Source organism: Shewanella aegiceratis, assembly GCF_019457495.1.
Taxonomy (GTDB): Bacteria; Pseudomonadota; Gammaproteobacteria; order Enterobacterales; family Shewanellaceae; genus Shewanella; species Shewanella loihica.
The window spans coordinates 2,401,725-2,424,793 of the sequence record NZ_CP080416.1 but is presented as its reverse complement, the minus strand read 5'-3'; the positions used below and the strand labels follow the sequence as shown (position 1 = coordinate 2,424,793).

General features: G+C 54.4%; 19 protein-coding genes. 8 read left to right on the top strand and 11 right to left on the bottom strand.

Annotation, left to right across the window (positions count from 1 at the left end; genetic code table 11):
• Nucleotides 1–119: 119 nt before the first annotated feature.
• From K0H80_RS10850 to rmuC, 5 genes are all read right to left on the bottom strand, one after another.
• Nucleotides 120–2,162, bottom strand: a complete 2,043-nt coding sequence (locus K0H80_RS10850; protein ID WP_220071570.1) for a transglutaminase TgpA family protein — start codon at nt 2,160–2,162, stop codon at nt 120–122.
• Nucleotides 2,152–3,147, bottom strand: a complete 996-nt coding sequence (locus tag K0H80_RS10845; protein ID WP_258406075.1) for a DUF58 domain-containing protein — start codon at nt 3,145–3,147, stop codon at nt 2,152–2,154. Before K0H80_RS10845 ends, K0H80_RS10850 begins: the two co-directional genes overlap by 11 nt.
• Before the next feature lie 27 nt (nt 3,148–3,174).
• The gene (locus K0H80_RS10840) at nt 3,175–4,086 is read right to left on the bottom strand and encodes an AAA family ATPase (protein ID WP_220071568.1); all 912 of its coding nucleotides are present in this window, start codon (nt 4,084–4,086) and stop codon (nt 3,175–3,177) included.
• Nucleotides 4,087–4,404: 318 nt separating this feature from the next.
• Nucleotides 4,405–6,342, bottom strand: a complete 1,938-nt coding sequence (locus K0H80_RS10835) for a transglycosylase SLT domain-containing protein (protein ID WP_220071567.1) — start codon at nt 6,340–6,342, stop codon at nt 4,405–4,407.
• Nucleotides 6,343–6,433: 91 nt separating this feature from the next.
• On the bottom strand, nt 6,434–7,909 hold the full coding sequence (rmuC, locus tag K0H80_RS10830; protein ID WP_220071566.1) for a DNA recombination protein RmuC: 1,476 nt from the start codon (nt 7,907–7,909) through the stop codon (nt 6,434–6,436).
• Nucleotides 7,910–8,090: 181 nt separating this feature from the next.
• On the opposite strand from rmuC, the gene msrP reads away from it, so the two are divergent.
• Together msrP and msrQ are read left to right on the top strand one after the other, a co-directional pair.
• Nucleotides 8,091–9,116: a protein-methionine-sulfoxide reductase catalytic subunit MsrP gene (gene msrP / locus K0H80_RS10825; RefSeq protein WP_258406074.1), complete on the top strand. Its 1,026-nt coding sequence runs from the start codon at nt 8,091–8,093 to the stop codon at nt 9,114–9,116.
• A gap of 38 nt (nt 9,117–9,154) precedes the next feature.
• A complete protein-coding gene (gene msrQ / locus K0H80_RS10820) occupies nt 9,155–9,772 on the top strand; it encodes a protein-methionine-sulfoxide reductase heme-binding subunit MsrQ (protein WP_220071565.1) in 618 nt (205 codons plus the stop codon).
• Here the strand turns inward: msrQ and K0H80_RS10815 are convergent.
• A complete protein-coding gene (locus K0H80_RS10815; protein ID WP_220071564.1) occupies nt 9,769–11,127 on the bottom strand; it encodes a GGDEF domain-containing protein in 1,359 nt (452 codons plus the stop codon). The two genes, msrQ and K0H80_RS10815, sit on opposite strands and share 4 nt — an antisense overlap.
• Nucleotides 11,128–11,141: 14 nt before the next feature.
• The gene (locus tag K0H80_RS10810) at nt 11,142–12,122 is read right to left on the bottom strand and encodes an ABC transporter substrate-binding protein (RefSeq protein WP_220071563.1); all 981 of its coding nucleotides are present in this window, start codon (nt 12,120–12,122) and stop codon (nt 11,142–11,144) included.
• Between the two features lie 225 nt (nt 12,123–12,347).
• Between K0H80_RS10810 and K0H80_RS10805 the strand changes: the two genes are divergently transcribed.
• Nucleotides 12,348–13,994 carry a methyl-accepting chemotaxis protein gene (locus K0H80_RS10805; RefSeq protein WP_220071562.1) on the top strand — a complete coding sequence of 549 codons (1,647 nt, stop codon included), beginning with the start codon at nt 12,348–12,350 and terminating at the stop codon, nt 13,992–13,994.
• A 35-nt stretch (nt 13,995–14,029) separates the two neighbouring features.
• Here K0H80_RS10805 and K0H80_RS10800 read toward each other — a convergent pair whose 3' ends face one another.
• A complete protein-coding gene (locus tag K0H80_RS10800; protein WP_220071561.1) occupies nt 14,030–14,344 on the bottom strand; it encodes a hypothetical protein in 315 nt (104 codons plus the stop codon).
• Nucleotides 14,345–14,553: 209 nt separating this feature from the next.
• Between K0H80_RS10800 and K0H80_RS10795 the strand changes: the two genes are divergently transcribed.
• Both K0H80_RS10795 and K0H80_RS10790 read left to right on the top strand, forming a co-directional pair.
• Nucleotides 14,554–15,048, top strand: coding sequence for a putative 4-hydroxy-4-methyl-2-oxoglutarate aldolase (locus tag K0H80_RS10795; protein ID WP_220071560.1), 495 nt, complete (start codon nt 14,554–14,556; stop codon nt 15,046–15,048).
• Between the two features lie 37 nt (nt 15,049–15,085).
• Entirely contained in the window at nt 15,086–16,930 is a 1,845-nt protein-coding gene (locus tag K0H80_RS10790; RefSeq protein WP_220071559.1) for an AsmA family protein, read from the top strand.
• A gap of 214 nt (nt 16,931–17,144) precedes the next feature.
• Here K0H80_RS10790 and K0H80_RS10785 read toward each other — a convergent pair whose 3' ends face one another.
• Both K0H80_RS10785 and gloB read right to left on the bottom strand, forming a co-directional pair.
• Nucleotides 17,145–18,680, bottom strand: coding sequence for a LysM peptidoglycan-binding domain-containing protein (locus K0H80_RS10785; RefSeq protein ID WP_220071558.1), 1,536 nt, complete (start codon nt 18,678–18,680; stop codon nt 17,145–17,147).
• Between the two features lie 98 nt (nt 18,681–18,778).
• Nucleotides 18,779–19,558, bottom strand: coding sequence for a hydroxyacylglutathione hydrolase (gene gloB, locus K0H80_RS10780; protein ID WP_220071557.1), 780 nt, complete (start codon nt 19,556–19,558; stop codon nt 18,779–18,781).
• 137 nt (nt 19,559–19,695) lie between these two features.
• Here gloB and K0H80_RS10775 point away from each other — a divergent pair, with 137 nt between their 5' ends.
• Nucleotides 19,696–20,418, top strand: a complete 723-nt coding sequence (locus tag K0H80_RS10775; protein WP_011865911.1) for a methyltransferase domain-containing protein — start codon at nt 19,696–19,698, stop codon at nt 20,416–20,418.
• Between the two features lie 44 nt (nt 20,419–20,462).
• On the opposite strand, the gene rnhA is transcribed toward K0H80_RS10775, so the two are convergent.
• Entirely contained in the window at nt 20,463–20,939 is a 477-nt protein-coding gene (rnhA, locus tag K0H80_RS10770; RefSeq protein WP_144204276.1) for a ribonuclease HI, read from the bottom strand.
• Nucleotides 20,940–21,007: 68 nt separating this feature from the next.
• Between rnhA and dnaQ the strand changes: the two genes are divergently transcribed.
• Nucleotides 21,008–21,736, top strand: coding sequence for a DNA polymerase III subunit epsilon (gene dnaQ / locus K0H80_RS10765; protein WP_220042563.1), 729 nt, complete (start codon nt 21,008–21,010; stop codon nt 21,734–21,736).
• A gap of 10 nt (nt 21,737–21,746) precedes the next feature.
• Nucleotides 21,747–23,069, top strand: a complete 1,323-nt coding sequence (locus K0H80_RS10760) for a TIGR03503 family protein (protein WP_220071556.1) — start codon at nt 21,747–21,749, stop codon at nt 23,067–23,069.

The following is a 23,069-nucleotide window of genomic DNA, read 5'->3' as shown; positions in this document are numbered from 1 at the left end:
GCTCAGTTTATGCTTGTTTTTCACACATTTTCAATGGCTTTGCTTGAGGATTAGCCTGCATCAAAAACGCTTGAATGAGTATCCTGACGCTATCGATCTAATTTGTATTTATGTGGCCACTAATCTGTGGTTTCGCTGGTATCCAAGCGGCCCTTGAGTCTGAGGATAGCGAGACGCAGGCGGCGCAGATCCTGTTTCAGCTGGCGCTTAAGCTGTTTGCTGGCCTTTAGAGAGGGCGCGCGATATTTCAGCGTCATATAACTTGTGGTGTAGCGCGTCATTGGCTCGCTCAGCTCGGGCGCGGCAGCGAGTACCCGTGTTTGATAGGCATCGACCGATTCACCCTGAGCACGGGGCAGGCCGCGTTTGGCCAGCATGGCGCCTATCTGCTCAAATCCCGCGACGACAGGGTCTGGGTGACGAGTAAAGCGCAGCAGGCCGACGCTGTAGGCGATAAACAGGGCGATGACGCTGAAGGAGGCGATGATGAAGATCGCCAGCTTGGTGGCGTTGATCTCGCCAAGTAGTTCCTTGAGCAGCTGGCTTTGTCTCTCTTCATCGAAGCCCAGTACCCACTTGCTCCAGTAGTAATCTATGCTGGCCAGGGACATGCGCAAATTATTGAGCAGGGGATACTGACGCAGCCTCAGGCTGCTAAAGGGGTTGTTGATCAGATAGCTCTGCTCGGGGGAGAACATGGCATCGAAGCCTGCCTCGACCCGTTCGGGGGCGATCATGGCGGTGGGGTCATAGCGGGTCCAGCCCTTGCCCTCGAGCCAGACCTCGACCCAGGCATGGGCCATATATTGATAGACGCTGAGGTAATCGCCGGCCTGATTCCACTCACCGCCCTGATAACCCGTGACCATGCGGGCGGGCAGGCCAGATTGGCGGGCGAGGAACACCATGGCACTGGCGTAGTGGGCGCAGAAACCGGCGCGATTCTCAAACAGAAAGTCATCGATCTGCTGTGGGCCGACCCTAGGCGGCTCCAGGGTATAGAAATAGGGCGACTCGTTAAACAACGTCATGATGGCTTTTAGGCGACGCTCGGGATTTGGATAGTCGCGTTTCAGTTCAAGCCCTAGTGCCCGGGATCTTGGATTGGTATTTGGCGGTAACTGCAGGTTGCGGCGTCTAAGCTCTGGTGACAGACGAGGATCCAGTTTCGCCTCCGGATAGGAGGAGACTCGATACTGGTATTTCTGACTCAGGGGCGCCTTGGCGTAGAGGCGGCCATCGGGCAGCTCAAGGATCTCCCGGGTATTAGTGTAGGCGAGATCCAGGCCGAAGAGCCAGTTTTGGTAACTGGGCTCGGCGATCACCTCATAATTTATCGAGGTGCCTTCGGGGCTAGGGCGAGCGTTTGACACCGTGAGCTGGCGCTGCAGCGTCTTGATGCCTGGGTCTTGGGTCCAGGTCTTGCCATCATAGTGATCCAGCACCAGGGCGCGCCAATAGAGCTGATTGTTGGCAGGACGGCTGTTATCGAAGGTGACGCGATAGGCCAGGGCGCTGGAGCGGGTCAGCTTGCCGATATCGCCGAAGGAGAGCTCGTCACTGAGCCCTGTGGTGGCATTCTTGGGATTTGGCACCAGCCAGAGTGGTGGCAGTCTTGGCAGTACCATAAACAGGACGATAGCCAATGGCAGGCTCTGCAGCATGATTTTGGCACCAAGCTTGGCGGTGCGGCGAATTGAACTGGCATTAAGATAGAGGCTGACTAGCACACAGATGTTAATGGTGGCGACTAGGGTTAGTTGCAGGGTAAACCAGAGACTCTGCTTCTCGATTAGCGTGACTGCGATGAGGAAAAATCCCACCAGCACCACGGCGCGCACGTCGCGTCTGTCACGCATCTCGATATATTTGAGGGCATAGCCCAAGATCAGCAAATTGATCAAACCGTTAAGCAGGCCTATCTGCGCTGTGACTAAGGCGAGAGTGACGGCGGAGGCGATCGCCAGCGTGGTGACCAGGTATCTCGGCGGCTTGGCGACTTTACCGGCAAAGATCCCCACTCGCCACAGGAGGCAGATGGCGCAGATGGCCATGCTCCAGGGGGTCATCTTATCGTAGAGGGGCGCCAGCACGCTTAGGTTAACTAGCAGTAACCAGAGCAGGCTTTGACGGCCGATATTTTCGCTCTTGCTATCGGCCATGGGGACTCTCCAGATGCTCAGGATAGACGGCGACAGGATAGACGGCGAGAGTGGCGAGCACTAAACGTCTGTGTTGCTCGCCGCTGGCGGGCGCTAAGGTTTTGTTCGGTAACTTGAGGCCGAAGACCTGTCCCTTGGCAGCAAGCCTATCTGCCGCCCAGGTCAGCAGGCTAAGTTGCTCCTCTAACGGCGCGTTAGTGTCTAAGGTAAGCCATTGAGGCGCACTCTGGGGCTGTTCAAACTCTTTGGTAAGCATGCCGCGGCCCTGGGCCAGTTGTTTCCAGGCGATCTGGTTGAGCGACTCGCCGGTGACGAAGGGCTTGAGACCACGAAACTCCTCGACGCCTATGACGCTCTTACCCATATCTTTCGCCTGATGATCGTCGCCTTGCAGCTCGGCGCTGAGCTCATATTGGCCTGCCTTGGGCCGCGCAAAGGCGATCTGCGCATTGGCGAGATCCACATGGGACCAGGCCCGGCAAAGGCCCAGCGGATAGCGGCTTTCTACCTTAAGGCGGCCGGGAGCGATCCAGCCTCGTTGGTTGTTGCTCAGGGGGATCAGCGCTTCTTGGGGCTTATCATCTACCCTGTCTATGGTCTGTACCTGGTTCTTGTCATAGCTCAGCTCCACCTGATGTTGCACCTGTTTGGCATGGAGGGAGATGCCATAGAGCAGGGTCTCGCCGGCATAGACCTCGGGCCCGGTTTTCGCCTCTAATGTCATGCCCGCCAGATTACGATAGCTGTAGATGATGCAGGTGTTGAACAGGCTGAGCAGCAAGATAGAAAGCCCGATCACCAAATTATTCTGATAGTTGGTGCCAAAAAGAAACAGCAAGACCACAAACAGCAGCCAGAAGAGGCCAAAGCCCGTGGGCAGGATAAAGATGCTACGGTGGGCCAGGGTCACCTTAGTGCTGGCAGGCAGGCGTCTGGCGATCCAGGCCTGCCACCATGCTGTTAATCTACTGCTTTTCGTCTTCATGCTGGCCATGGGCTTAATAAGTGAGGCTTACAAGATAGGATTGGTACTGGCGAGCAGGCGCTGAGAGAGGGCCTCGCCCTGTTGCTGGCTGGTGTGCCTTAGCCTGTGTTCGGCCACGGCGGCAAACACCGCCTGCACATCGTCGGGCACCAGATAGTTGCGTCCCTGAATGAAGGCCCAGGCCTTGGCGGCATTGAGCAGCGCCTTGCTGGCCCTGGGCGATAGTCCGTAACCTTCGTTGAGCTGGCGCGAGCCTTTTATCAGGGCGAGAATATAGTTGAGCAGCGCCTCAGAGGCCTTAACCTTAGCCACCTGAGACTGCAGCTCAATCAGGGTGAGCGGATCGATACAGGCGGGCAGGTGTTGCAGTTGCGGCGAGATATCTTCCCCCTTCAGCATGGCCAACTCGGCGGTTTCGTCGGGATAGCCGATGGAAATCCGCATCATGAATCGGTCGAGCTGAGATTCCGGCAGGGGAAAGGTACCCGACTGCTCGCTGGGGTTCTGGGTGGCGATCACGAAAAAAGGGCTGGGCAGGGCGTGGGTAACGCCATCGACCGTGATCTGCTGCTCGGCCATGGCCTCGAGCAGCGCACTCTGGGTCTTAGGGCTGGCACGGTTGATCTCATCGGCCAGGATCATCTGCTTGAAGATGGGACCTGGATGGAACACAAACTGGGACTGCTCCTTGTCGAAGATGGAGACGCCGAGAATATCCGCCGGCAGCATATCGCTGGTAAATTGAATGCGTTGGTGGCTCAGCCCCAGACTCTGGGCCATCCCCTGGGAGAGACTGGTCTTGCCCATGCCGGGCAGATCTTCGATAAGAAGGTGTCCCTTGGCGAGGATGCAGGTGAGGGCCAATTTTATCTGATGGGGTTTACCCAGAAGCACTCGTTGCAGCTGGTTTAAGATCGCCGTGATGCTGGTATGAGACATGGAACTCCTTAATGGCGAGCAGGTATTAATCAAAGAAAAAGTCGAAAGTCACCATGATGATGACCTTTAACTATGAGGCAGAAGTCTATGATTGGCCAGATTTTTTCATCTTTTTCTTAAGAGAAATATTGCTCTGAGTTTTGCCAGAATTTTGACATGTCCTCTGTACTATTATCGGGGGGACTGCGGGGCCTATTGTGGGGACTTGTTACGAGTAGCGAGTTGAGGCAAAGGTTTCATATAAGCGCCAGCCTCTTGACGGCCAGTTGGACTTATCAAGAGGCTAACTAAGCAGCAGATGAAGGGGGAGATGAAGGGTTAATACTTGAACGCTAGCTCCTCGGCGGAGAAGAGGGCGACTGGCTTTTGCTGTCTTGCCTGATAGATGGCGCGATAACTGAGCACCGCCTGCACATACTCGCGGGTCTCGGTGAAGGGGATCGACTCGATAAAGGCGAACACATCCAGCTTGCCCTGGCTCTGCTCTAACCAGCGGGTTACCCTGTGGGGGCCGGCGTTATAGGCGGCAGTAGCCAGCACCCGGTTGCCATCGAACTTGTCCAGTAGCGACTTGTAGTAGCGGCTCCCCAGGGCAGTATTGAGGGAGACGTCGTAGAGGCTCTTGCTGCCGGTGTATTTCATGCCGTGCCTGCGGGCGGTTTCTTTTGCCGTAGCCGGCATCAGCTGCATCAAGCCGCGGGCGCCCACGCCAGAGGTGGCGTAGGGATAGAAGGCGGACTCCCTGCGGGCGATGGCGCGGATCTCATCGATATCGACCTTGGCGCTCTTGCTGGCGGCCTTGAAGGACTCGTCGGCGGCGTAGGGAAAGCGCAGCGTCATGTCGTTCCACAGCTGCCCCTGTATACTGGCCTGCACGGTCAGATCGTGCCACTGGTTGCGCTGAGCCAGCAGGGCATATTGCGCCTGTTTGTTCTGTGGATGGCGGCCCAGCAGCAACACCCATTCGGCGCGGGCATCGATTTTTTTATCCAGCGCCAACAGCTCCTCGACCCGGGCAAGACCCGGGTCTTGGGCGAGCTGTGGCGTCAGACTCTCGTCGAGCTGTGTGTCTATCTGCGCTAGGTTTATCGAGGTCGATACCAGATCGGCCGCGGTAAAGCCGTAGAAGTTACGCTGCTTACTTAAGCTCGGCAGCGCGGTCTCGGCCAGCTTTGCACCTGTTTCCATCTGACGCCTGGCTATCCAATATTGCCAGCGGGCCTTTTGCCGCTTAGCCTCGCTTAGCAGGGGCAGGTAGTTGTCCAGACTCTGATTGTCCGCCTCTCGAATCGCCCAGCGCAGGCGCAGCGCCTTAAGATCGTCGCTGTCTGTCTTGGGCAGGCGACTGTCGACGAAGGCTTTGAGCTCTGTCTCCTGAGCAACTAGGGCCCGTTTCATCAGGTAGCGGGCCAGTTTCTGCCCCTGATAGTCGCTGAAGCGATGGGCCTTTTCATACTTAGTAAACAGGCTGACTGCCTTAACAAGATCTTTTCGGGCCAGACGCCTGAGACCGGCATCGACGATATCACCATAGATGGTGGCCTTAACCTTGAAGCGTTTGGTGTGTCTCAGGCTGCGGGGATCTTGATAGACGGCCAGGAGTTGTTTGGCCTCTTTCTGGTGGGCGGTGACCTTACTGGCAAGATACTTGAGCAGGCCATACTCGCCACCGTTGAAGGCCAGTAACATGCGCGACCAGAGCAGAGATTGGCTACGATGGCCAGCTTTTTCCCAGGCGTTAAACAGGGGGTCGCACTCTTTGGGGCGCGAATGGCCGTGGAGCCATAGCTTCTCGGCGCCGTCGAAGGCAGCGGCCTTATCGCCCTGGCTTAGTTGGGCGCGGTAGTAATAGCACTGCAGGTTGATGCTACGGGGCAGGTCAGGGCTCATGGCGAGAAAATCCTGCCAATGTTTTTGCTTACCGGCATGTTCCAGATAGCGGTGACGGGCGCTGTTATAGAGAGGTGTCCCATCGAAGCGCGCCATGGACTCCAGCGCCTTAGCACCCGGCGCGTCGAGAATGGTATCTATCTCGGCGTGGTAGTCCAGATAAGGGGTGAGGGGATAGCCATTGAGCTGTTTTCTCAGAGTCTGATAGCTGTCTAGTTGGCCCTTATCCAGCGCCTCTCTGGCATCCAGGTAGCGCTGCTGGGTTGGGGTTAAGCTGGCGGCCGACAGCGTCATGGGGATGAGCGCCCCTAAGCCCAAGAGGAGATAACGTTTTGCCTGAAAAAGTGTGCCTAACCGCTTTGGCATTGTCTTCCTATCCTTGTTTTCCTGCAGTGCTCGATTCGTCCAATGACGCAGATTTACCCATCTACTTACCCATTTATAGTGTAACGCTGGATCAATTCAGTTTTATGTCATGCTCCAGGTGGTCACTGAGGGCCTTGTCGAGCAACTGGTTATCCAGCTGCTTGTTGGTGGTGACGCCCATCTGCTGCATCTGATGGGCCTGGCGGATCAGGTTGCCCTTACCCGTACTCAGCTTGCCCATGGCCGCCTGGTAGTGCTTGTCCAGCGATTCCACCGCGCGGCCAATCTTTTCCATGTCTTCGAGATAGCCGCATAACTTGTCGTAAATCTTACCCGCCTGCTTGGCAATCAGCTGGGCGTTCTGGTTCTGATATTCATATCGCCAGATGTTGTTGATGGTACGCAGCGCCACCAGCAAGTTTGTTGGGCTCACCAGCATGATATTGTTCTCCAGCGCATAGTTGATCAGGCTGGGTTCATGCTCGAGCGCCAACAGGAACGCGGGCTCCAATGGAATAAACATTAGCACATAATCCAGGCTTGTTAAGCCGTGAAGCGCTTGATAATCCTTTTGACTGAGGCCCTTGATGTGGTTGCGGATCGACAGGCAGTGCTCCTTGATAGCGGCCGCCTTGACGGTCTCATCTTCGCTGTTGAAGTAACGCTCGTAGGCCACCAGCGACATCTTGGCATCGATCACTACATCTTTGTTTTCAGGCAGGTGCACGATCACGTCGGGCTTGAAGCGTTTACCGTTGTCGTGTTTGAGATCCTGCTGGGTCTCATACTCGTGACCCTCTCTGAGGCCGCTCTCTTGCAGCACCCGCTCGAGGATCACTTCGCCCCAGTTGCCTTGCTGCTTGTTGTCGCCCTTAAGTGCCTTGGTGAGGTTGATGGCATCCTGACTCATCTGCAGATTTAGCGCCTTGAGCGATTCCAGCTGATGCTTGAGGGCGCTACGTTCATTCTGCTCAACCGTGTAAGATTCCTGGACTTGCTTTCTAAAACCTTCAAGCTGCTGTTTAAAGGGAGACAGCACATTAGAGAGCTGTTGCTCGCTCTCATGCTGTAAACGTTGCGCCTTGGCATCAAAAATTTTGTTGGCGAGATTTTCAAACTGTTGGGTCAGGCGGGTCTCTGATTCATGCAGGTGCTTAATCTTGTCTTCCAGCGCCTGCTGCTCCGTCTCAAACTTTACCGTCAGGGTCTGTTGAATAGCATTAGACTTGGACAGGGCCAGTTGCGTCTCCATCTGTTTACGCTGGCTCTGCTGGAGCTGCTGCTCAAGATCGTCCGCGCGCTGGGCCTGGGCCTGGCTCATGCCGAGTAGATTGATCTGGTGTTCAAGCTTCTGGTTGAGCTGGGCGACATCGCTGCGCTTCTCTTCCAGCGAGGCTTCCAGCAGCGCGATGGCCGTGGTGTGCTCCTGGACGAGCTCCTCTCTGACCCTCTGCCACTTACTGCGGGTGAGTCGCTGATTGAGCAGGGCTCCGATCAGCAGTGCTAACATGGCCACCGCGCCTAAGACGATGATTTGTGGGAGAGATAAAGGAAGTTCTGTCAACATAGTCGATACCCGTTATAAGCTTGGCGTTAAGCCTCTCATGAGGCCAGTGCAGGTTCAAGGGGAGATAGGGCAAATGACGAACACTCGTTCGTTAAATATTATTTAGGTGAAATTTTTTAAGGGTTTTGACTATCTAATTAAGCATGGGCTGAAACGCAATGGATAAAAGGTGGTAACAGATATGGCGAAGGGCATCATGGGTACAGGAAGAAAGGCTTGGCAAGAGAAGAGTGCGCACGTCACGCCAGAGGCGGTATTTAACGATAGACGCAATATCATCAAGGCGCTCGGCCTGGGCGCGCTAGGGGCGAGCATACCCGGCCAGGTGCAGGCAGGGCTGTTTGATCTGTTCGGTAAGTCTGAGCCCCACGCCCCTTTTGTGACCCATCCGTTAGCCTTTAGTGGCAACAAGGCTTACGGCCAGCAGGAGATCCTCACCCCAGAGAAGAAAGTGACCACCCACAACAACTACTACGAGTTTGGTACCAGCAAGACCGATCCCTTCGAGAACGCTCAAGGCTTTAAGGTGGATCCCTGGACGCTGAGGGTCGAGGGTTTGGTGGATAATCCGCTGACACTGGATCTGGATGACCTGACCAAGTTGCTGCCACTGGAAGAGCGCATCTATCGTCTGCGCTGCGTCGAGGCCTGGTCTATGGTGATCCCTTGGGTGGGCTTTCCCCTGAAGGCGCTGCTGGCTAAGGCCGGGGTCAAGGCGGGCGCGACCCATGTTGCCTTTGAGACCCTGTTCGATCCCGACCAGATGCCGGGGCAGAAGAGCCGTTTGATGGGCGGCGGTATACATTACCCCTATGTCGAAGGGCTAAGGCTGGATGAGGCAACCAACGAGCTTGCCTTTATGGCCGTCGGTCTCTATGGCAAGACGCTACCGCCGCAAAACGGCGCGCCCATCCGTCTGGTGGTGCCCTGGAAATATGGTTTCAAGAGCATCAAGTCGGTGGTGCGGATCCGCGTGATGGACAAGCAGCCACCCACCAGCTGGAATCAGTTGGCGCCTCACGAATATGGCTTCTACGCCAACGTGAACCCTGAGGTGGACCATCCAAGGTGGTCTCAGGCGACGGAGCGTCGCATAGGTGAGGGCGGGATCTTCTCGGCCCAGCGTATCGCAACCTTGCCCTTTAATGGTTATGGCGAGCAGGTAGCCCATCTCTACAAGGGGATGAACCTACGCCAGTACTATTAAGCCCTCATACATTAATTTGACCCAGTAAGGAGAAGCCTTTGTTTCGATTGCAAGCCAGGCATCTGTTGCCCTTAAAGATAGCTTTTCATCTTATCGCCCTGGTGCCCTTGGTGGTGCTGGTGTGGCGCGTATTAAATGACCAGCTTGGGGGCGATCCCGTCCAGTACATCATCCACTATACCGGGATGGGGGCGATCAATTCACTGATCGCCGTGCTGCTCATCTCGCCGGTGGCGAAACATTTAAAGGTAGGGCTTTTGATGCAGACTCGCCGTTTAGTGGGCCTGTATGTGTTTGCCTATGCAAGCTTACATATATTGGCCTTCTTGAGTCTGGATCTGCTGTTCGCCTGGCAACTGCTGCTGAGTGAAATTGTTAAGCGGCCCTATATTCTGGTAGGTGCCACCGCCTATCTTATCTTGGTGCTGCTGGCGATCACCTCCTTTGCAAAGGTCAAACGTGCCATGGGGCGTCGCTGGCAACAGCTACATAACTGGGTCTATTTGGTGGCCTTGTTGGCGCCGATCCACTTTTATTGGTCGGTGAAATCTGAGGTGATAGAGCCGAGTCTCTATCTTATCGGCTTGATTTGCTTGCTACTTATCCGGGTTAATCTCAAGCAGTTGCAGCGGCGACTGTCGCTGCGGGCCAACTAGCCCACCTGGCTTTCATCTATTTGACTCTCGTCTACCTGGTGTTTGTCAACCTGGCGGGCTACCTGCTCGGTAAAGCGGTGGCTGTTCCCCTTAACCTGCTTGGCTTGGTACATGTTGTCGTCGGCGACTTTGATCAGGCTGAGGCGGGTGAGTTCGTCGCGCGGATACATGGCCACGCCTATGCTGACGGTGAGTGAAACCGTGGTGCGGCCACAGACGATAGGCGGTGAGATCTGACGTATGATCTTATCGATCACTATGGTCACCTCTTCGATGTCGTTGATGGGTTCGAGCCAGACCACGAACTCATCTCCCCCCAGGCGGCCGCAGATGTCTGAGCTTCGCACCGCACTCTGTATACGCCTCGCCGCCGTCGACAGCACCTTATCGCCATTGTCATGGCCCAAGCTGTCGTTCACCTGCTTAAATTTATCCAGATCGATAAACAACATGGCGGCATGCATCTGGGTGCGTTGACACCGGGCGATGGCGGTATCTATCTGGCGCTCGAAGGCGCTGCGGGAATAGAGGCCGGTGAGATCGTCGTGCTCCGCCACATACTTGAGCTTCTGAGTCTGGCGCTTGAGCTGTTTGGTCTGCGCCGCCACTTCGCCCTGAAGTGCCTCCTTGCGTATGGTGGTCTCCTTGAGCTTGTGGGTCATGGTGTTAAATTTCTGAGCCAGTATCGCCAGCTCGTTCTGGTGGACTATCTCGATGTGACTGTCCAGATCCCCCTGGCTGAGTTTGCTGATCCCCATCTTCATGCGGTGCAGGCTCTCTCTGAACGCCTTGAGAGTCGACATGGTGACCAGCAGCGAGATGACTGAGCCTGCCAGCAGGAACAGAATCGTGGACGAGAGGATCTGCGATTGCTGTTCGGCCAGGCTGTCGATCACCAGGCGCTGCAGACTGGTGAGATCTTCACTCATCGACTGTATCGTGATGTTAAACCGGGTGGTTAACATGCCGCGGGCGGAGGTGATGCCCCGTTGTGGCGGCGAGCTCATATGCTGCTGGGTGAGTTTGAGCAGTGCGGCCAGGCTGTCTGCCTGACGATTCAAATTGGTGGTTAATACTTTGGTTGCGGGCGCTAAGAACTGCGCCTCGGCAAGTTTGGCCTTGAGCTGTTGATGGGCGTTGAGGGTCTGGGTCAACACCTCTTCATCCTGAAACTCCTGCAGGGCCCAGAGCCGGCTCCTGAGCACGTCTATGCTGCTTTCCAACTGCATGATATGGGAAAGCTGCTGCAGGTTCTCCTGCTGTATGTGTCTCAGCCCGGCAAAGGTTAACAGTATGGTAGTTGTCAGAAAAAGGCTGATAAAGAGCAACAATTTCAACCGGGTATTGATCATCATTTGCTGTTAACGTCCTAGTTATCGAGCGCCTGCTTGAGTGCTGAATCATCCAGAAGCAGCCTAAAATCCGGGGTGGTCTGTGCATCGACGGCGCCGCTGGCAATGGCCCAGCGCGCCTGCGCATGTAAATTTGAGATCAGTGAGTTATTTAAAGATAGCCGAAATACGTAATCATTCCACGCCCACTCTAGCTCGGACAAGGAGATATCCAGATAGTCGCTGATGATCTGCTTGGCACTTTGAGGGTGCTGATTAATAAAGTTTTGTGCACTCTTTAACGCCCGCAGAATGTCGGCGTGCTGCTTCTCATGCAGCCTGGTGTTGACCGCCGAGGTAACCAGGTTGAAGGAGAGGTTGTAGATCCCTTTACCCGGATACTGGTAGATGGCATCGCCATGTTCTTCGATCAGCTTATAGCCGAAGGGTTCCCATACCGAGATGGCGTCGACGTCACCGGCCAGCAGCGCTGGCCCTAACGCCTGGGGGGACATGAAGACCTTCTGAAAATCCTGCTGTTGATGACCACTGATGATCAGGAAAGCATCGGCAAAGAACTCGCTGGAGCTGGCTTTGACCATGCCTATCTTCTTATCGGCGAGCTGGGTGATGCTCTTGGGGTGTTCATCGTTGAGGGTGAGCAGCTTGAGATCGTTATCCGACTCGACAAAACTTGCCAGCAATCGAAAGTCGCTGCGCTGAAAGCCGTTGAACATTATCACGGTTTCCGAGCTGGTCGCCAGATCCGCAACGCCCTGGATCATAGCCTGAAAACAGAGGTGACCACCGCGCAGCGGAATAAGTTCGATATCCAGGTTATAGGGCTTAAACAGCTCAAGCTCCCTGGCGATGATCAGCGGGGCACTTAAGGGAGTGGTAGAGGTTGCTATTTTTAACTTAATGGGTGGCTCGGTAGCGGGCGCCTTGCCACCCCACCAGTTGATCGATAAGAGCCCCATAACGACTAAGACCAGAAGCACTATTCCCTTAGCTTTCATCGTGAAAGATTACCCTTATAAAAAGTACTGACACTTTAGTTTAGTTGTTATCGGCCGACAGAGACGAATAATTAACCAATAGGTATTATATCCTGCTTTTGACCCCTGTTTATTCCACTAAAGTATGCATTTATAGGTAGTTAGCGGCTTTGACAAAAGGTTTTGAATGGGCGAGATTTAAAGGGTTGCCCTATTTTTCCAGTCACTTGCCTGAAGGTGATCGCCATGAACGCCATTTACGCCCTGTTTCGCAAGTTTAAAATTGCCCATCGTTTACTGTTTATGTTGCTGCTGGCCATCGTCGCGACCGGCATCATGTTTGTGTTTGCGTTGGCAAATATCGAAGAGGTCTTGGTTCAGGAGAAACAGGCCAAGTTATCGGCCCTGTCCGACGTGGGCGAGAAGGTGATAAGCCAGTTTTATGAGGCGTCACAAGCAGGCACCATGAGTGAGGAAGAGGCCAAACGTAACGCCATCGCCGCACTGGATACCCTGAGGTATGAGGGTAACGAATATTTCTGGACCATAGATAGGCAGGGGATCATGGTGCAGCATGCCTTCGCCAAGAAGCTGGTGGGCACCAATGTGTTGGGAATGAAAGATCCCAATGGCGTCAGGCTATTTGAGAAGATGGTGACAGGTACAGCAAACAGCGATTATGCGCTGATCGAATATATGTGGAATCGCCCCAATGCCTCGGCGCCGAGCCCTAAGATGAGTGTGGTCAAACGCTTTACTCCCTGGGGATGGATAGTCGGGACCGGCATCTATGTAGATGATATCCAAGAGGAGATGCAGGCCTTCATCTACAAGTATCTGCTGATCTGCATTGCGGTGTGGCTGCCGGTGATCCTGATCTTAGGGGCGATTTCCCGTAGTATCTCGGCGCCTATGGCCGACACCATAGCCGCCTTCGAAAATATCGCTCGCGGCGAAGGCGATCTTACTCTGAGGCTCGAAGAGTCGGGCCGGGATGAACTCAAACAGGTGGCGGCGAGCTTTAATGAATTCGTTGCCAAGATACAGGCGCTGGTTAATTCGGTAAGCGCCTCAGTGACCCACAGCCGCGAACTGGCGGAAGGCCTGGCGGATATCTCGGCCCAGGCCAGTATGGTGACGGCCAACATGCAGGCGGAGACGCAAAGTGTCGCTACCGCCATCAATGAGATGTCCATGGCTTCCTCCGAGGTGGCGTCCAATGCCCAGCTAGCGGCTGATAGTGCCGGCAGCGCCGATGGCGAAGCCGATGATACCGTGGCCGTGGTCGACGGCGCCGTGGCTAAGATAAAAGGCCTGTCTAACGAGTTAGAGGTGACTGCCGATGAGGCTCAGGCGCTGCAGATAAGTTCAGGCAAGATAGGGCAGATCTTGGATGTGATCGTCGGCATCGCCGAGCAGACCAATCTGCTGGCGCTTAATGCGGCCATCGAGGCGGCGAGGGCCGGTGAGGCGGGGCGCGGCTTTGCCGTGGTGGCCGATGAGGTGCGCACCCTGGCCAGTCGAACCCAGGAATCGACCCAGGAGATCAATGCCATCATAGAGGCTATCCGCGCCTCGGTAGACAGTGTCAATGCCTCAGTGGCCAGGGCCAAGGCGCAGTCGGAGCAGACGGTAGGTGAAACCAGTCAGGTGGTGGAGGCGCTGCAGACCATCAAGTCCTCTATCAGACAGATCTCCGACATGAATATCCAGATCGCCACGGCGACCGAGGAGCAGAGTGCGGTGATCGCCGAGTTGAATATGAATGTGACCCGGATTAACGATATTTCGCTGGAGAACCAGCAGAAGAGTGAAGAGATTGGCAGTACCAGTGAGCAGATAAAATCGGGCTCGGCGGATCTTGAATCTCTTATTTCGACCTTTAAGCTCTAATGAAAAATAACCTGCTATCTGGCAGGTTATTTGGATTACTTTGTTCCTTGCTGCATGATCTCAAGTACGCGGTCGTAAGAGATACCATATTCGCGGGACAGGTTAATTACCTTGGTCTTATAGGTCTGAATGTTTTCCTGGCGGGCCAGATTGGCCTGCTCTTCGTCGACCAGCTTACCAACGACCTCTTGCAAAATCAGCAATCTGCGTAGGTTGAAGTCTAACGATCTAAGATATTTATCCATCTGCGCATGGGTACGGGCCTGACTCAGTTCGCTGCTGTGTTTCTGCTCGTAGCCATATTCGTCGAGCGCAGCCATTGCATCATGTAAATTGAGATGATCTGTCATGTGATTCCATTATCGATTGGTCGATATTGGTCAATATCGACGTGTCTATTAGCCAGGGTCTAGTGTTTATTATCTTGATGATTAAATCGCCAACCTATATTAGCGAAGGCACATTCTAAAACCGATCGAATTTAAATTCATCTAATTTTCATTTTATATTCGCCTTGTTATAGTAACTTAACTTTTCTCAGTTCTGCAGGGAGGCTGCAATGCAAGATCTACTGCCCGATCTCTTTGACCACTATGAGACTCAACTGTCGTTATTGGCGCCCCATTATCGACAATTTGGCCAGAAGCGAATCTTCTGGGGAGAGGTGGTCACGGTAAAGTGTTTCGAAGACAACTCCAAGGTCAAGCAACTGCTGGGACAGCCCGGAGAAGGCAGAGTCCTGGTGGTCGATGGCGGCGGTTCGAATCGGCGCGCGCTGCTTGGCGATATGATTGCCCAGAGTGCGGTGGACAATGGTTGGAGCGGCATAGTGATCAACGGTTATGTGCGAGATGTCGGCGCCTTGGCGCAGATGCCCATTGGAATTCAAGCACTTGGCGCTAACCCCATCAAGACGGATAAACGGGATCTTGGCGATGTTAACGTTACGCTTGAGATAGATCGCGTTATAATAAAGCCAGGTATGATGCTTTATGCCGACGATAATGGCGTTGCCGTATCGTCAGAGCAGTTGGATCTCTCGCAATTGGCCTAACGGGCCAATTGCTCACCCTTACCAGACGGAACCTGTTATGAAATTTGTAAAATGGCTACTCATAGTATTTGCCTCCCTTTTCCTATTACTGATCGCCTATCTCACCCTTATCTTCGATCCCAATGACTTTAAGCCGCAAATTGTCGAGGCGGTGAAAAAGCAAACTGGGCGCGATCTACTTATTAAGCAAGACCTCAGCTGGACCTTCTTCCCCAGCATAGGCATCGCCCTTGGCGACATCAGCCTGTCGAATCCTGAGGGGTTCAAACATGACACCATGCTTAAGGTCGATGGCATAGTGGCCGAGGTGGCACTGATGCCGCTGCTGAGTAAAGAGGTGGAGATTGCCCAGCTTAACTTAGATGGCCTGACCCTAAACTTCGACAGCTATAAGAATGGCCGTAGCAGCATGGATGGTTTGACGTCCGCCGGCGAGAAGGCCGATAAGGCTGGCGACAAAGCCGGTAGCGATGGTGCCGCTCAGGGCAGCGTGCAGCTGAGTAGCCTGAATATTGGTGGCATCGCCATCACCAACACTCAGGTGAATCTTTATGATGAGGCGACAGGTAAGATCCAGTCACTGATACTTGAATCCTTAACCTTAGGCGAGTTCTCTTTGGGGCAGTTTGCCGATCTGGGTTACAAGTTCTCCATGACTCAGCCTGAGATGAAGGTCAGCAGTCAAGGTAAGGGGCAGATCAAGGTCGACCCAAGTCTTGCGAAAATCGCCATCAAGGATTTTGAGATTGAGAACAGCCTGGAAGGTGATGCCATTCCCAATAAGCGCATGAACATCAATCTCACCACTCAACTTGAACTGGACAACAACGCCAAGACCATGGCCTTGGTGCTCTCAAGTCTGAATGTCGAGCAGATTAAGGCCCAGGGCAAAATGTCGGTCAATTACGGCGCCAAGGTGCCAGATGTGGTGGCCTCTATGAGCTTTGGCGATGTCGATGTGACGCCATTTATGGCCAAAGATGATGGTGCTAAGAGCGAAGATAAGACGGCTAAAGGCGAGGGCGCGGCACCTGCCAAGGAGCCTGACCTTAGCGGCATGAAGGCGGTTAACCTCAAGCTGGATCTTGATGCCAAGTCTGTGACTGCCGATAAGATCAAGACAGAGAACTGGTTGATGAAGCTGACCCTGAAAAATGGTGTGCTGGATGTCAGCCAGCTAAGCGCAGAGCTCTATCAGGGTAAACTACTTGCCAGCGCTCAGCTCGATGGTCGTAAACCTGTGGCCAGCTACCGCTTCAACAAGAAGATCTCCGGCATCAAGGTGCGTCCTTTGTTGACCGATGCCGCCGAGGTCGACATGCTGGCCGGTACCACCAACTTCGAGGTGACAGGCAGCGGCCACAGCCTGATCCCGGATAACATCAAGCGTAACCTCGATGCCAAGGGACAGTTTGAGATCGCCGACGGTGCGCTTTATGGGGTGAACATTCCTCAGATGCTGCGTGACGCCAAGGCAAAACTCGGTGGTAACTTGAATGCGGCCTCCAGCGGTGAGAAGAAAACCGATTTCACCAGCCTGACTGGCAGTTTTACCATGGCCAAAGGGATAGTGAATAACCCGGATCTCAACATGGCATCACCGCTGATTCGTTTGCAGGGTAAGGGCAATGTGAATCTGCTCTCCGAGGCGATCGATTATGCGCTGAAGACTTCGGTGGTCGGCTCGTTAGAGGGTCAGGGCGGCGCAGAGAAAGATGTGCTCTACGGCGTCGAGATCCCCTTTGCCATCGCCGGCACCATCAGCGAGCCTAAGTTCTCCCTCGATACCGCAGCCCTGTTCGATGCCAAGCTGAAAAAGGAAACCGAGAAGGCGACTGACGAGCTAAAAGACAAGCTGTTTAAGAAGTTAGGCGGTCTGTAAGCGAGCTTTGTAACCGATAAACAAGCGCTAACAAAGAGCACTAACAAAAAAGCACTAATAAAAAAGCACTAATAAAAAAGCGATGCCTCGGCATCGCTTTTTTGTGTGTGGTAATTGCTGCTTAAATTAAAGCTGTCATGAGGGTAAAGCTGTCATGCTTGTATGTGTGCGAGATTACACCTGAGACTTTAGACCCGAGCTTTACACCCGAAATTTACACCCGAGATTTGGTCACATCCACATACAGGGTCAGCTTCTGTCCTGGTTGCAGGTACTTCTTGGTCGAGAGGCTGTTCCACTTCACCAACTGGCTCACGCTGACATTAAACTTAGTGGCGATTTTAGCCAGTGAGTCGCCCGAGCGTACCGTGTAGTTCACCGTGCGGGTCACTGCCTTGCTGTCGCCCTGTTGCCAGATCACCAGCTTCTGTCCGATAGAGAGGGGATCCTTAGGCGCCATACCATTCCACTTGGCAAGCTTGGCAACGCTGACCTTGTGCTGCTTGGCGATCAGCCAGAGGGAGTCGCCAGACTTCACCTTGTAGCTCAGTTTATAGCCGCTGCCGCCGGACTGACGCTTTTGCAGGCGCTGCTCGGCCGAGAGTAGATATTTTGCCGGATCCTTTGAGGAGACGGGGATCAACAGATGCTTACCTGCGATGATGCGGTTGTTCTTAATGTCATTTACCGCGCGAAGGGCCGACGGCGTAGTGTTAAAACGTTTGGCGATCAGCCCCAGGCTATCGCCGGACTTGATCTTGTAGCGCTGCCACTTGAGACGCTGGTCTTGGTCGCTCGCGGCCAACTTGGTCTCAAACAGCTCGGCGTGATCCAGGGGAACCACCAGACGATGTGGGCCTTCGGGCGCCGTCGCCCACTGGTTAAAGCCTGGGTTGAGCGAATGCAGCTCGTTGAGCTTCATGCCGGCCATGTCGGCGGCCAGTGCCAGATCGATCTGACTGCCCACCTCGACAACCTTGAGCTGTGGTTCATTAGGAATGGGGTAGAGGGAGATGCCGTAATCATCGGCGTTGGCGATCACATCGGCCAGTGCCAGTAGCTGAGGCACGTAGCGCTCGGTTTCCCGCGGCAAGTCAAGTGCCCAGAAGTCGGTCGCCAGCCCCTTGGCCTCGTTGCGCTTAACCGCGTTGAGTACCCTGCCTTCGCCCGTGTTATAGGCGGCGATGGCGTACAACCAGTTGTTGTGCGTCTTCTGGTAGAGGTACTCCATCATATCCAGCGCGGCAACGGTGGCGGCGGGCACATCGCGGCGACCGTCGTACCACCAGTTCATCTCCAGGCCAAAGTGTTTGGCCATGGGGGCGGTAAACTGCCACAGGCCTGACGCGGCGCCGTGGGAATAGGCGAAGGGATCGAAGGCGCTCTCGACGATCGGCAGCAGCGCCAACTCTATCGGCAGGTTGCGCTTCTCAATTTCTTCGACGATCAGGTACATGAAGGGCTCGGCGCGCTCCGATACCCGTGCCAGATGCTGTGGGTGTTTCAGGTACCAGTTACGGTATTGATTAACCAGTTTCTGATCTGGTACCGGCAGGCTAAGTCCTAGGCGGATACGTTGCCACACATCGGTGATCTGAATTGGCTCAGGCTCGACAGGAGCGATAACTTGAGGCTCGACGACCACGGGCGCTGTGGTGATCGCCGGCGCAGCCGGTTCCGGCTGGGTAAAAGTTTGACAGCCTGTGAGCAGGGAGAGTCCCCCTGCGACCAAGACAATGGGTAAGCGCATCGACAATAATTCCTTACTTTTGGGTCCCTCTCGGCGAGGCGATAACCCTAGGGCCGTCTCGGTGGGGACTTAATTAGCGCGCCATTGTATAGGAATTATCAGAAATTGTCCTTCCATTGACGTAGAAGCGTGAAACTGGTGGTGTCATCTGTCACATCCTGGGCGAAATGGCGACTCAGATTCTGTTTTATGCTTGCCTGCTCAGGGCGCAGGAAGGGGTTGATCTGCTTCTCCAGCCCTATGCTGGACGGCAGACTCGGCAGGTTTTGATCTCGAAGCTGTTTGACCTTGGCTGCGTGGGCGATGAGGGCCTCATTGTCATTTTCGACAGTCAGGGCAAACGCCAGATTGGCCTGGGTGTATTCGTGGGCGGGGTAGACGAGGGTATCGTCATCGAGCTGTGCCAAGGTTTGCAGGGATAGGCGCATCTGAGCTGGAGTGCCCTCAAACAGTCGGCCGCAGCCTGCGCTAAACAGGGTATCGCCGCAGAACAGATGATCGTCAATCAGGTAGGCAATGTGCCCCAAGGTGTGGCCGGGAAGATGAAAAACCGCGGCGTCACTGTCGAGTTTTTCTGGCTTAACGGACTCAGTTTGCCCCGAGATAGGATGATTGATCCCTTTGATGTTTTCGTTATCCGGACCGTAGACAGTGAGTTTATGGTCATGGTTTGCCTGTAGCTCGGCGATGCCGCCAGTGTGATCTTGGTGATGGTGGGTGATCAAGATGCCATCGAGCACAATTTGATGTTGCTCAAGATAGTCGAGCACCGCCTTGGCATCACCGGGATCGACCACATAATGGCCGCCGCTTTCTTTTGCATTAATCAGCCAGATATAGTTATCGTTGAAGGCGGGGATGGGGGTAACAGTATGCATACTCGTCTCTCACAGGGATTGGGTGACACGGATTTAGTTTACTGAGCAAAGCTATTGCGTGTATAGCGCTTTAAGGATTTAATACTAAAATAGTCAAATCATTAGGGAAACCGGAAAAGTGAGTCGCGGAGTGGCCAGTGTCCTTTAATGTGATAAAACCCCAGGCTTGGCAGGAGTTGCCTAACGGCTTGTGGCTGCAAGAGGCCATCGAGGATAAGTTGATGCCCTGGTGGCCCAAGGTGTTTGGCTATCATATGCTCTGCATGGGGCCCCTCAGTCATGCGCTTGAGAAGCCTAACCTGCCTATCGGCCGTGAGTTTTCTCTGTGTGAGTCTGCCTTGTGTTGCCTGCAGGGAGAGTATTCCCAACTGCCGATTCAAAATGGGGTGATCGACGCCGTGGTCTGTTCCATGTTGCTCGATTTTGAGGCCAATCCCTATAGCGTGCTGCGCGAAACCGACCGGGTACTTATCTCTGGCGGCTACCTGTTTATCATAGGTTTTAACCCCCTGAGCCCGGCTTTCTTCGGTAAGATGCTCCCCAGTCGTCAGGAAAAGCTCCCCTGGAGCGGCCGTTTCTTTACCCCCGCTAGGGTCAAGGACTGGCTCGGTCTGCTGGGCTATCAGGTGGTGGGTGATGAGCGTTTGGTCTACCATCATCTGCTCAGTGAGATCCGCGGCGACTCCATCTGGCAACATGCGCTGCAGGCCTGGCTGCCTGGCAGTGGCAGTGTCTATATTCTGGTGGCTCGCAAGTTAGACTCCCCCATGACGCCAATTCTGGACAGGCAGAAGGTGCGTCAGCCTAAATGGTCTACCGCGCCAACTGCGGGAAGGGTCAAGCAGTTTAAGCTTAAGTAATGAGGCGTTAATTAGTTAGGTGTTAATTAATTAGGTGTTAAGTTTTAGCCTTTCGCCTGATAGCCGGTATCTACCTCACTCGGCCCAGCCTCGGCGGCTTCTCGTGCCAGGGTATCGCAGCGCTCATTTTCGATATGACCCGCGTGACCCTTCACCCAGCGCCAGTCTATCTTATGCTCACTGGTGGCGGCATCCAGGCGCTGCCAGAGGTCGACATTTTTCACCGGCTCCTTGGCTGCGGTGAGCCAGCCGCGCTTCTTCCAGCCATGGATCCATTGGGTGATCCCCTGGCGCATATATTGGCTGTCGCTGGTGAGAATGATCTGACAGGGCTCCTTGAGCGCCTCCAGCGCCATGATCGGGGCCAGGAGTTCCATGCGGTTGTTGGTGGTCAAGGCAAAGCCGCCGCTGAGTTCCTTCACGTGGGCCTTATATTTCATCACCACACCATAGCCGCCGGGACCCGGATTGCCCAGGCAAGAACCATCGGTAAAGATTAAGAGTTGTTTCAGTCCGTGCATCAAGTTGCTACCATAGCCAAATAGGACTGCAGTATACCCAATATTTTTTTGTAAAAGCGTGTAATTATATGAATATCATCTCCAATGCTAAGCGCCAAGTGATTCTCGATACCGAAACCACGGGTATGAACCAGGGGGCCGGTGCCGTCTATTTTGGCCATCGTATTATTGAGATAGGCTGTGTCGAGGTGATTAACCGTAAGCTGACCGGTCGCCATTTTCACGAATATATCAATCCGATGCAGGCGATCGACGAAGAGGCGATCACGGTGCACGGTATCACCAACGAGTTTGTGGCCGATAAGCCTGTGTTTGCTCAGATAGCCCCAGCCTTCCTCGAGTTTATCGATGGCGCCGAGATTGTGGCACACAACGCGAACTTCGACGTGAGCTTCATGGACCATGAGTTTTCGCTGCTCACCCCCAGGGGACCCAAAACCACAGATATCTGTCAGGTGCTGGACTCGCTGGAGATCGCCAAGTTTCTTCATCCAGGCCAGAAGAATAACCTGGACGCCCTGTGTAAGCGTTACGGCATAGATAACTCGCGCCGCGAACTCCACGGGGCATTGTTGGATGCCGAGATCCTGGCCGATGTATACCTCATCATGACGGGGGGACAGACCAAGTTTGAACTCTCAAATGAGAAGCCGGGACAGGAGAGTGGCGGCATCATACGTCTCGCAAATAATCGTCCAAATCTTAAAGTGATTGGCGCATCGGCCGATGAATTGAATATGCATGAGCAAAGATTAGATTTAGTCGAAAAATCAGGACAATGTATTTGGCGAGGATAAACGTCATCCTATGAGAAATTGGCTGCTACGCGCGATTTTCACCTCAGGATTATTGCTGCTTACTTTGAATGCTACGGCCCAGGTCGTGCCATCATCCCAGGCGAGCGAGCTTAAAAACCGTTTCAGGATCGATCATATGGTCGATGAGCTGACCCTGTTTGTGCAGCGCGACTATGGCAGCGCGCCTGTGATCATCGTGCTGCCCGACGGCAGCAAGTGGTATGTCTCGCGCCATCCAGAGTCGGTGCAGTGGGTCGATGGCTTAAGCGGCGACATCATCACCATCAAATCTCCCATGCCTGGGCCTTGGCAGCTGCTGGGTAAGGTCGCTAAGGGCTCTAAAATCGATAAGGTCTCCAAGCTGGGGATCGAGGTCGACCCCATGCCACAGCCGCTCTATCAGGGTGAGCGAATCAAGGTAACCGCCAAGCTGTTAGGCGACGAGCAGCGCATGCGCATGCCTGGACTGGACTATTTGGTGGACTGGACGGCGAAGTTTATCAGTGAGCACAGACCCGGGGACGAGAACTTTGCCGCCGGTACCCTAATCGTCGGCAGCTATAAGGATAACGGCGAAGGTTTGGATGGCGCCCCCGACGATGGCATCTTTACCGCCGATATCAACCTCAATCAGCCCTGGGGCCACTATCGTTTTCTGGTCAGCGCCAAGAACAACACCTTTAGCCGCGAGGTTGGTGGCGACATCGTCTTGTTGCCTATGCCGGTTTCTCTCTCTGTCATCGCCCCGAAGGATCACCTTAAAGGCCGCTGGCAGGTGGAGGTGATTGTCGATGATGAGCAGTTGCAGCTGGCAAACACCCATTTCGAATTTGAATTAGTCGGCCCCGCCGGGCTGCAGCTGACCCTCCCTGTACAAAGTGTTACCGATAAGCGTATGCAGTTGACCCTGCCTCAGGTGTCTGAGTTCGGCAGTTATCGAATCAAGGGGATTGCGGCGGCCACCTCTGTCTCCGGGCGCGAGGTGCTGCTCACTCTGCCTGAGAAGTTCTTTAATCTGGTTCCACCACCCGAGCCACCGCCAACGGCTGAAGAGCTGGCGGCCATAGCGGCCAAGAAGGCGGCTATAGCCGAGGCCAAGGCAAAAGATGATGCTATGTTCTGGATAGTTACTGTGAACCTTAGCCTCTTGGTCTTGGGCACGCTGGCGCTACTGGTGTGGCGCAAGCGACAAAATCTTAAGCAGGCGCTGGCGGTAACCGCGGCGCGCCTCGAAGAGCAGCGGGCTAAGGAGATAGGGCCGACCCTGGATGAGATCGACCTGACCATGCCGGAAGAGGACGATCTAAAAGGCGCCGAGCCGGAGAAAAGCTAG

Bases quoted from the DNA above. Each gene is read 5' to 3' on its own strand.
- K0H80_RS10850 (WP_220071570.1), bottom strand. From the start codon at position 2,162: ATGGCCGATAGCAAGAGCGAAAATATCGGCCGTCAAAGCCTGCTCTGG.
- K0H80_RS10845 (WP_258406075.1), bottom strand. From the start codon at position 3,147: ATGAAGACGAAAAGCAGTAGATTAACAGCATGGTGGCAGGCCTGGATC.
- K0H80_RS10840 (WP_220071568.1), bottom strand. From the start codon at position 4,086: ATGTCTCATACCAGCATCACGGCGATCTTAAACCAGCTGCAACGAGTG.
- K0H80_RS10835 (WP_220071567.1), bottom strand. From the start codon at position 6,342: ATGCCAAAGCGGTTAGGCACACTTTTTCAGGCAAAACGTTATCTCCTC.
- rmuC (WP_220071566.1), bottom strand. From the start codon at position 7,909: ATGTTGACAGAACTTCCTTTATCTCTCCCACAAATCATCGTCTTAGGC.
- msrP (WP_258406074.1), top strand. From the start codon at position 8,091: ATGGCGAAGGGCATCATGGGTACAGGAAGAAAGGCTTGGCAAGAGAAG.
- K0H80_RS10815 (WP_220071564.1), bottom strand. From the start codon at position 11,127: ATGATGATCAATACCCGGTTGAAATTGTTGCTCTTTATCAGCCTTTTT.
- K0H80_RS10810 (WP_220071563.1), bottom strand. From the start codon at position 12,122: ATGAAAGCTAAGGGAATAGTGCTTCTGGTCTTAGTCGTTATGGGGCTC.
- K0H80_RS10805 (WP_220071562.1), top strand. From the start codon at position 12,348: ATGAACGCCATTTACGCCCTGTTTCGCAAGTTTAAAATTGCCCATCGT.
- K0H80_RS10800 (WP_220071561.1), bottom strand. From the start codon at position 14,344: ATGACAGATCATCTCAATTTACATGATGCAATGGCTGCGCTCGACGAA.
- K0H80_RS10795 (WP_220071560.1), top strand. From the start codon at position 14,554: ATGCAAGATCTACTGCCCGATCTCTTTGACCACTATGAGACTCAACTG.
- K0H80_RS10790 (WP_220071559.1), top strand. From the start codon at position 15,086: ATGAAATTTGTAAAATGGCTACTCATAGTATTTGCCTCCCTTTTCCTA.
- K0H80_RS10785 (WP_220071558.1), bottom strand. From the start codon at position 18,680: ATGCGCTTACCCATTGTCTTGGTCGCAGGGGGACTCTCCCTGCTCACA.
- gloB (WP_220071557.1), bottom strand. From the start codon at position 19,558: ATGCATACTGTTACCCCCATCCCCGCCTTCAACGATAACTATATCTGG.
- rnhA (WP_144204276.1), bottom strand. From the start codon at position 20,939: ATGCACGGACTGAAACAACTCTTAATCTTTACCGATGGTTCTTGCCTG.
- dnaQ (WP_220042563.1), top strand. From the start codon at position 21,008: ATGAATATCATCTCCAATGCTAAGCGCCAAGTGATTCTCGATACCGAA.
- K0H80_RS10760 (WP_220071556.1), top strand. From the start codon at position 21,747: ATGAGAAATTGGCTGCTACGCGCGATTTTCACCTCAGGATTATTGCTG.